This window comes from Mesorhizobium sp. M2A.F.Ca.ET.037.01.1.1, assembly GCF_003998075.1.
GTDB lineage: Bacteria > Pseudomonadota > Alphaproteobacteria > Rhizobiales > Rhizobiaceae > Mesorhizobium.
In genome coordinates, this window is the sequence record NZ_RZSA01000441.1 from 1 (window position 1) to 5163 (window position 5163).

Consider the following 5163-nt stretch of genomic DNA (forward strand, 5'->3'; position numbering starts at 1 on the left):
CAGCTTTGAGATCGCCCGCGCCCCAGGAGCCGTCGCCGACCCGCCGCAAGGAGCCCACCATCGAGCGAACCTGGTTGTGCAGGAAGGAGCGCGCCGAGCTGCGCACCTCGATGAAATCGCCATCGCGGCTGACCTCGAGGCGGTCAAGCGTGCGGACCGGGCTTTCGGCCTGGCACTGGGTGGAGCGGAAGGTGGTGAAGTCGTGCTTGCCGAGCAGCACTTTCGCCGCCTCGTGCATGGCCTCGGCGTCGAGCCGTTTCGGCACCCACCAGACCTTGCCCTTTTCCAGGGCCGGCGGCGCGCGACGGTTGAGGATGCGATAGAGATAGTGGCGGCCGGTGGCGGAAAAGCGCGCGTCGAAATCATCGGCGACAACCGCCGCCTTGAGGATGGCGACGCGCGCGCCGACCGCCTGCAGATGGGCATTCACCGCATCGCGCACCTTGTCGCCCGGCCACGCTTTGGCAAGATCGACATGCGCCACTTGGGCGGTGGCGTGCACGCCGGCATCGGTGCGGCCGGCGGCCCGTATTCTTACGTCTTCGCCGCAGAACTTTTCGATCGCCTGCTCGATCGCCTGCTGCACCGAGGGCTGGTCGGCCTGATGCTGCCAGCCCGCGAACTGGCTGCCGTCATATTCGATATCGAGCCGAAAACGCGGCATGCCAGCTTGTGCTGCCTTAGCCTAGGCGGCCAAGGCGGTGAAAGCGGAAGCGTAGACCAGCCTGCCGGTCTCGGGCGCATCGCCCCAGGCCAGCGCCTGCAGCGCCTCGCCCTGATACTCGCTGTCGAAATTTGCGGCGCGGCCATGGGTGTAGCCGAAGCGGCCGTAATAGACTGGATCGCCCAGGACAACGGCCAGCGTCTCGCCGGCTTCCTTGAGGCGGATATGCGCCTCGCGGATCAGCGCACCGCCGATGCCGGTGCCGTGGAAGGAGGGTTCGACCGCCAGCGGCGCCAGGGCGACGGCCGCGAAACGCTTGCCGCCACTCTGCACGTAAAGCCTGGAAAACAGGATGTGGCCGACGACCTGGCCGTCTTCCTCGGCAACCAGCTCGACGACGGCGTCGCCGCCGGTGACCAGGGCATCGACCAGCCCGGCTTCCGCCTGCTGGCCAAAGGCATGTTCTTCGACGAGGCGGATCGCCTCGCGATCCCGCGGCGTCGCCGCGCGTATCGACATCATGCTCATGTCAGTTTCGTTCCTTTTGCGATCTTGGCGCCGCGCAAGAACTCCTGCGCGGCGGCAGGCTTTCCGCCCGCCCGTTGAACTTCGACCAGCCTGACCGCGCCCGATCCGCAGGCGACCGTCAGCCGGTCATCGAGAATTCCTCCCGACTCGCCGACGCCCTCCGAGAGCGCCGAGCGAAGCAGTTTCAGCCGCTCCATGCGGCCGCCAATTTCGACCTCGCACCACGCGCCCGGAAAGGGCGAGAGGCCGCGAATGTGATTGTGGACTTCGCCAGAAGGCCGCGTCCAGTCTACGCGTGTCTCCGATTTATCGATCTTTCGGGCGTAGGTCACCCCTTCCGCCGCCTGCGGGGTAAATGTCAGACAATTTATCCCCAACTGCGCGAGCGCCTCGACCATCAGCGAGGCGCCCTGAACCATCAGGCGGTCATGCAATTCGCCGGCCGTCATATCGGGTGCGATGGCGACTTTTTCAACCAAAGCCACCGGCCCGGTATCCAGACCCTCTTCCATCTTCATGACCATCATGCCGGTCAAGGCATCGCCCGCCATGACGGCGCGCTGGATGGGAGCAGCACCACGCCAGCGTGGCAAAAGCGAGGCATGGCCGTTGAGGCAGCCGAGCCACGGCGCGTCCAGAATGGCTTTCGGCAGCAGCAATCCATAGGCGACGACCACGGCGACATCGGCCTGCAGGGCCGCGAATGACACCTGCTCGGCTTCGCCCTTCAGCGATGTCGGCGTCCGCACTTCAAGCCCCAGCCGCTCGGCCTCGCGCTGCACCGGCGACGGCGTCAGTTCCAGCCCGCGCCGGCCGGCGGCACGCGGCGGCTGCGTGTAGACGGCCGCGATCTCGTGACCGGCTTCGGCGATGGCGCGCAAGGTCGGCACGGAAAAGTCCGGCGTGCCCATGAAGATGACGCGATGCGGCATGAGGTCCTGCGATCCTGTCTTACGGGAGGCTCAAGTGCTCGCGCGGCCGAAACGGCCCTCAGCCCACCATCTTGCCCGGCGCCTTGTCCTTGGCGAGCTTCTTGAACTTGCGCACCACCATGTCGCGCTTCAACTTCGAGATGTGGTCGATGAACAGCACGCCGTTGAGATGGTCGATCTCGTGCTGCAGGCAGGTGGCCATCAGGCCTTCCGCCTGTATCTCCTGCAGCTTGCCCTCGCGGTCGAGATATTTCACCCGCACGGAAGCCGGGCGCTCGACCTCGGCATAATAATCGGGAATCGACAGGCAGCCTTCCTCATAGACGGAACGCTGGTCGGAACTCTCGAGCACTTCGGGATTGATGAAGACATGCGGCTGAGGCTCCTCGCCTTCCTTGGCGAGGTCGATGACCAGGAGCCGACGCGGCTCGCCGATCTGGATCGCCGCAAGGCCGATGCCCGGCGCGTCATACATGGTCTCCAGCATGTCGTCGGCGAGCTTGCGCAAATCGGCATCGACGCGCTCGACCGGCTTGGAAACCTGGCGCAGGACGGGATCGGGAAGGATGATGAGCGGCTTGATCGACATGGCGTCTCACCTAAGACTTCGCTGGAGAAGCGTCAACGGGGGCAGCTTTTCCCTGTTCACGTTTTGATCTGTTCCGGCGATGCGAATCGGTTATGCTGCGCACATGAACGACATGACCTCCATCCTTTCGCAGCCGGTCGCGCGGCTCGGCGCCACCACGGTCACGCTCGGACAGGCGCTTGGTATCGTCGCTGTCCTATTCGTCGTGCTGTTCGCCGCGCTCGTCATCGCCCTGTGGCGCTCCGCCAAGGCGCGCGCGGTCGCCGCGGCGGAAGCGGCCGACCATGCCCGTGACACCGAGGCGCGGATGGCCGACATCATGCAGGCGCAGGCCGAGATGCAGGGGCGCATGGGCGCGATCGCCGACGTCTTCGGCGCCAGGCAGGCGGAGCTTACGCAATCGCTCGGGCAGCGGCTCGACGCCATGACCGGCCGCATCGGCCAGACCATGGCCGAGCAGACCAAGTCGACGCATGAAAGCCTGGCCAAGCTGCAGGAGCGGCTGGCGGTGATTGACACCGCGCAGGGCAATATCCAGTCGCTTGCCGGGCAGGTCGTGCAGCTGCAGGCGATCCTCTCCAACAAGCAGACGCGCGGAGCCTTCGGCCAATCGCGGATGGAAGCGATCGTCGCCGACGGGCTGCCGCACGGCGCCTATGAGTTCCAGGCCAGCCTCAGCAATGGCAGCCGGCCAGACTGCCTGGTGCGAATGCCCAACGGCGCGCCGATGCTGGCCATCGACGCCAAGTTCCCGCTGGAAGCGTGGAACGCCATCCGCGCCGCCGAGGGCGCCGACATGCAGAAGGTGGCGGCGCAGGCCTTTCGGCGCGACATCGAGGTGCATATCCGCGATATCGCGGAAAAATACCTGATCCAGGGCGAGACGCAGGACACCGCCTTCATGTTCGTGCCTTCGGAATCGGTGTTCGCGGAAATCCACGAGAATTTCGAGGCGGTGGTGCAGAAGGCGCACCGCGCCCGCGTCGTCATCGTCTCGCCGTCGCTATTGATGCTGTCGATCCAGGTTATCCAAGCGATCCTCAAGGACGCCCGCATGCGCGAGCAGGCGCATCTGATCCAGGGCGAGGTCATCCGGCTGATGGAGGATGTGGCCAGGGTCGACGAGCGGGTGCGCCGGCTGCAGACGCATTTCGGCCAAGCGGCCAAGGACATCGACGACATTCTGGTCTCGACGTCGAAGGTCACCAAGCGCGGCCAGAAGATCGAGGCGCTGGAATTCGCCGAGGGCGAGACCGAGGCGCCGCGCCCGGCGAAGGCCGAAGGCGGCGCGCGTGTGGCGGACTCCAAGACGGGCCAGTTGAGGCTCAGGGTCGTCGAGGACGGCGAATAGCCTACTGCTCTTCGAGAGTCGTCATGCCCTCGAATTCCGGCAGCCAATGCAACGCCGAGCGGTGCCATTTCTGTTGTCTGGGAACCAGGTCCTGACGCTGCCTGGCGGTCCCGACCCTGATGCCATAGACCTTCGGACCGTCGCCGACAGACGTTGCATAAAGATGCGAGCCGCAGTCGGCGCAAAAGGCCTGGGCGCGCCTGGCGCCGCTTGCCACGACCTTGATGTAGATCTTCGGCGCGCCCTTGATGATCTTGTAGTCGCTTTCCGGTGCCGGAACGGTGACGCGGAATGCCGTGCCGGTCAGTTGCTGGCAGTCGGTGCAGTGGCAGATCGAGGTCTTTTCCGGGTCGACCTCCGCCTCATAGGTGATCGCGCCGCAATGGCATCCGCCGTCGATCTTCATAGACTATGCTCCTCACAAACTTCGCTGCGTTCAACCTAACTATCGTCCGAAGCCTCGGCCATGGCCTTGCGCCGCCGCTCCCATGTGCCAGTCGCCTGCGGCTTGACGAAGAGCCTGGAGATTTGCGGCATTTCCTTCTTGAGCCTTGCCTCCAGGCGCTCGACGCAGGCTTCAATCTCCGGCGCGGTGAGGTGATCCTCGAATTCGATGCTCAAGCCCGCGACGATCTCCTCCGGGCCGACATGGACGCTTAATATGCCGTTCGCCTGCTGGACGGCCGGATCCTGCTGGACGATCGCCAGAACCTTCTTCTGGACCTCGGGCGACGCAGGTTCGCCGAGCAGCAGGCCCTTGCTCTCACGCGCCAGAAAAATCGCTGTGGCGCCAAGGATGAGGGCGATGCCAAGAGAACCGACGCCGTCGAGCTCCGGCCTTTCCAGGAGTTGCGCTGACAGGATGCCGGCGAAGGCGACGACGAGGCCAAGCAGCGCGGCGCTGTCCTCGAACAACACGGTGTAGACGCTCGGATCCTTGCTCGACTGCACGGCCTCGAACCAGCCCTGTCGGCCCTTCTGCCGGCGGAACTCCCTCAGCGCCACCAGCCACGAGCTGCCCTCGAACAAGAACGAAAGGCCGAGCACGATATAGTTGACCTTGGCGTTGACGACCGGTTCGGGCGCCATGATGTGGATG

At 65.1% G+C, this 5163-nt stretch carries 7 protein-coding genes; 1 reads left to right on the plus strand and 6 read right to left on the minus strand.

What is annotated here, in order from left to right:
- The 4 genes from truA to def all read right to left on the minus strand — a co-directional run.
- On the minus strand, positions 1-664 hold a 664-nt coding region (gene truA / locus EOA27_RS20880), incomplete at its 3' end, for a tRNA pseudouridine(38-40) synthase TruA (protein WP_127257043.1).
- 21 nt (positions 665-685) lie between these two features.
- Positions 686-1192: an N-acetyltransferase gene (locus EOA27_RS20885; RefSeq protein WP_126080160.1), complete on the minus strand. Its 507-nt coding sequence runs from the start codon at positions 1190-1192 to the stop codon at positions 686-688.
- Positions 1189-2124, minus strand: a complete 936-nt coding sequence (gene fmt / locus EOA27_RS20890) for a methionyl-tRNA formyltransferase (protein ID WP_126080159.1) — start codon at positions 2122-2124, stop codon at positions 1189-1191. The genes EOA27_RS20885 and fmt overlap by 4 nt, the downstream gene beginning before the upstream one ends.
- A gap of 58 nt (positions 2125-2182) precedes the next feature.
- Positions 2183-2713 (minus strand): peptide deformylase, encoded by a 531-nt coding sequence (def, locus tag EOA27_RS20895; RefSeq protein WP_126080158.1) that lies wholly within the window; start codon positions 2711-2713, stop codon positions 2183-2185.
- 103 nt (positions 2714-2816) lie between these two features.
- Here def and EOA27_RS20900 point away from each other — a divergent pair, with 103 nt between their 5' ends.
- Entirely contained in the window at positions 2817-4064 is a 1248-nt protein-coding gene (locus EOA27_RS20900; protein ID WP_126080157.1) for a DNA recombination protein RmuC, read from the plus strand.
- Position 4065: 1 nt separating this feature from the next.
- On the opposite strand, the gene EOA27_RS20905 is transcribed toward EOA27_RS20900, so the two are convergent.
- Complete coding sequence (locus tag EOA27_RS20905; RefSeq protein ID WP_126080156.1) at positions 4066-4470, minus strand: GFA family protein; 405 nt, start codon at positions 4468-4470, stop codon at positions 4066-4068.
- 35 nt (positions 4471-4505) lie between these two features.
- A partial coding sequence (locus EOA27_RS20910) for a cation transporter (protein ID WP_127257045.1) occupies positions 4506-5163 on the minus strand: 658 nt, incomplete at its 5' end.

Excerpts from the sequence above, each read along its gene's own strand:
- EOA27_RS20885 (WP_126080160.1), bottom strand. The coding sequence starts at position 1,192 with ATGAGCATGATGTCGATACGCGCGGCGACGCCGCGGGATCGCGAGGCG.
- fmt (WP_126080159.1), bottom strand. The coding sequence starts at position 2,124 with ATGCCGCATCGCGTCATCTTCATGGGCACGCCGGACTTTTCCGTGCCG.
- def (WP_126080158.1), bottom strand. The coding sequence starts at position 2,713 with ATGTCGATCAAGCCGCTCATCATCCTTCCCGATCCCGTCCTGCGCCAG.
- EOA27_RS20900 (WP_126080157.1), top strand. The coding sequence starts at position 2,817 with ATGAACGACATGACCTCCATCCTTTCGCAGCCGGTCGCGCGGCTCGGC.
- EOA27_RS20905 (WP_126080156.1), bottom strand. The coding sequence starts at position 4,470 with ATGAAGATCGACGGCGGATGCCATTGCGGCGCGATCACCTATGAGGCG.